Here is a 2,741-nt window from a genome sequence, read left to right as displayed (position 1 = left end):
TTCTGGAATAGGCGTATCGTGCCCATCAGCAGGATTGAGATGGCAACGATGATTGTGGAGACGACAGCGATGACCGGGGTGAGATTGAAGTCGATGTCCTCGAACAGCTTCCTGGTTATCGTCTTGCCCCCAATACCGGAGATGAAAAAGGCGACGGTTGCCTCATCGAACGAGGAGACGAAGGCGAAAACCGCGCCGGTGATCACGCCAGGGGTGATTTGTGGCAGGACGATCTCGAAGAAGGCGCGGCCGCGGCCGGCGCCGCAATTCAGCGCGGCCATTTCGAGAATGGGATCGAAGCGCTGCAGGGATGCCGAGACGGCAATGACTACATAGGGAACGGTCAGCATGGTGTGCGCCAACAGAAAGCCGAAGAAATTCCCCGTCAGGCCAAGCGGCGCGAAGAACAGATAAAGCGCGATCGCCATGATGATGTGGGGAACGATCAGGGGGCTGAGCGCCAAACCGAGAACTAGCGATTTCCCCGGCAGATCGCCCCGGACCAGCGCGACAGCGGCGAGGGTTCCAATGATCGTCGCTGAAATGGTGGTGAAGAAGGCGATACGCAGGCTGAAGAGCGTCGCTGCGATCCAGTCGGGATCGCTGAAAAATTCACCGTACCATTTCAACGTCAGCCCGGAGGGCGGGAACTCGATGTAGGGGGCCCTGCCGAACGAGATCGGTATGACGATCAGGGTGGGCAGAATCAGGAAGAACAGGATGAGCCCAATAACAGCGCCTGCGGCGAGTTTGCCGAGCACGAGGGGACGAAACGAGCGCGTCTGGCTCAAGGCGATCGTCTCAGACATTGGCAAATCCTCTAGACGTGGCCAAGACCCTGCGGAACATGAACGTGAGCACCAAGGTGACCACAAGAAGTACCGTCGCCAGCGCGCCCGCAAACGACCAGTTGAGCAAGACCGTCGTCTGCTGTCCGATCAATGTCGCCATCATCAGGGTCTGAGGGCCGCCCACCAAGGCCGGCGTGACGTAGAAACCGAGGGCAAGGATGAAGGTCATCAGCGTTCCGGCGAAGACGCCGGGCAGGCTGAGCGGCAAGGTCACCTTGAAAAAGGTGGTGAAGACGCCGGCGCCGAGGTTCGCAGCGGCCTGGGTCAGTTCCTTTGGAATAGTCCGTAGGGCGCCGTAGATCGGCAGGACCATGAACGGCAGCAACACATGTGTCATGGCGACGATCACCGCGCCTTCGGTATAGATCATCCTGAGCGGTTCTTCGATGATGCCGGTTCCAATGAGGATGTCATTGAGGACGCCCCTGCGCTGCAACAGAATGATCCAGGCATAGGAGCGCACAAGAACCGAGGTCCATAACGGGATCAGGACGCAGGCTGCAATCCAGAGGGTGAGCTTGCCGCCCGCCCGCGCCATGGCGTAGGCAACCGGATATCCAAGGACGAAGGCACCGACCGTCGTCACAAATGCGATCCAAAGCGTACGCAGCAGAATTTTCAGATAAAGCGGTTCGATGAACATGCGGACGTAGTTGTCGAGGGTGAAGCCTGGGTCGAACAGGCTGCCGACCAGCATGCGACCAACCGGGTATAGAAAGCTAAAGAATAAAAGCAGAAGGAGGGGCAGCAGCAGTAAAGCGGTCAAGAGCGGGGGATATCTACCGCCGGTTCCGGTGACCACGAAGAGCCGCCCAAAACGTGGCGCGGGGGCGGGACTGACGGGAGACACGTCCAGACTGCTCATTGGCCGTCGCCCTTGCCTGAAAACAAGTGAATGGAACCGGCCCGGAACAGGATGTCGACTGCATCGCCGCGCGCGAATGCCGACAGGTCTCGGCTTGCCGATGTCTGGATATGCAGTAGAGGACCGTTGTGGCCATCGATGTTGACCAGAAGAATCTGGTGCGTGCCGAGATAGATCGAGGTTTCGACGGTTCCGGGAATGGCGTGCGAGCCGCCGGATCCGCGTGCCGCAAGGGAGATGTTCTCCGGCCGGATAGCGGCCTGCAGTGACAGTCCGGGAGAAAGCTGAATGGCGTGTCCGTTGAGCGAGCGCGTCACGCTGAGCGTCGAGGCGTTGGCGACCCTGATCTGGTGGCCGGCCTTCTCGGATCCCAGATATTCGACCGGCAGGAAATTCATCTTACCGATGAAATCTGCGACGAATGGAGAGGCGGGCTCGCTGTAGAGGCTGGCCGGGCTGCCGATCTGAACAATTTGACCATCTTTCATGACCGCGATGCGGTCCGACATGGTCAAGGCTTCCTCCTGATCGTGGGTCACGTAGATGACGGTAACGCCAAGACGCTGCTGAAGAGTCTTGATCTCGATCTGCAGCTGTTCGCGCAGTTTCTTGTCCAGCGCGCCGAGGGGCTCGTCCATCAGGAGCACGGGGGGCTCGAAGACCAGCGCCCGCGCGAGGGCAACACGCTGCTGCTGCCCCCCCGATAATTGGGTGGGCATCCGGCTGCCGTAGACATTAAGCTGGACCATGGCGAGAGCCTCGCCGACCCGGCGGGTGATCTCGGCCTTGTTGACCTTCCGCATGCGCAGGGGGAATGCAACGTTGTCGTGCACCGACATGTGGGGGAAGAGGGCATATTTCTGGAAGACCATGCCCACATTGCGCTTGTTGGGCGCGACGTAGGTCAGGTCCCTCGCGCCGATTTCAATGAGCCCCGCAGTCGGCAGCTCAAAGCCCGCGATCATCATCAAGAGGGTCGTTTTGCCGGAACCCGAGGGCCCCAGGAGCGAGAGAAACTCTCCCGC

General features: G+C 59.9%; 3 protein-coding genes. All 3 read right to left on the bottom strand.

Annotation, left to right across the window (positions count from 1 at the left end; translation table 11 throughout):
* Positions 1 to 809: ABC transporter permease (locus tag HNQ71_RS34500; RefSeq protein ID WP_184879620.1), on the bottom strand; the 809-nt coding region annotated here is incomplete at its 3' end.
* Entirely contained in the window at positions 802 to 1,716 is a 915-nt protein-coding gene (locus tag HNQ71_RS34495) for an ABC transporter permease (protein WP_184879618.1), read from the bottom strand. The genes HNQ71_RS34495 and HNQ71_RS34500, both read right to left, overlap by 8 nt.
* A partial coding sequence (locus HNQ71_RS34490) for an ABC transporter ATP-binding protein (RefSeq protein WP_184879615.1) occupies positions 1,713 to 2,741 on the bottom strand: 1,029 nt, incomplete at its 5' end. The genes HNQ71_RS34490 and HNQ71_RS34495, both read right to left, overlap by 4 nt.

The organism is Mesorhizobium sangaii (genome assembly GCF_014207355.1).
Taxonomy (GTDB): domain Bacteria; phylum Pseudomonadota; class Alphaproteobacteria; order Rhizobiales; family Rhizobiaceae; genus Mesorhizobium; species Mesorhizobium sangaii.
This window is presented reverse-complemented; position numbering and strand designations above follow the sequence as displayed.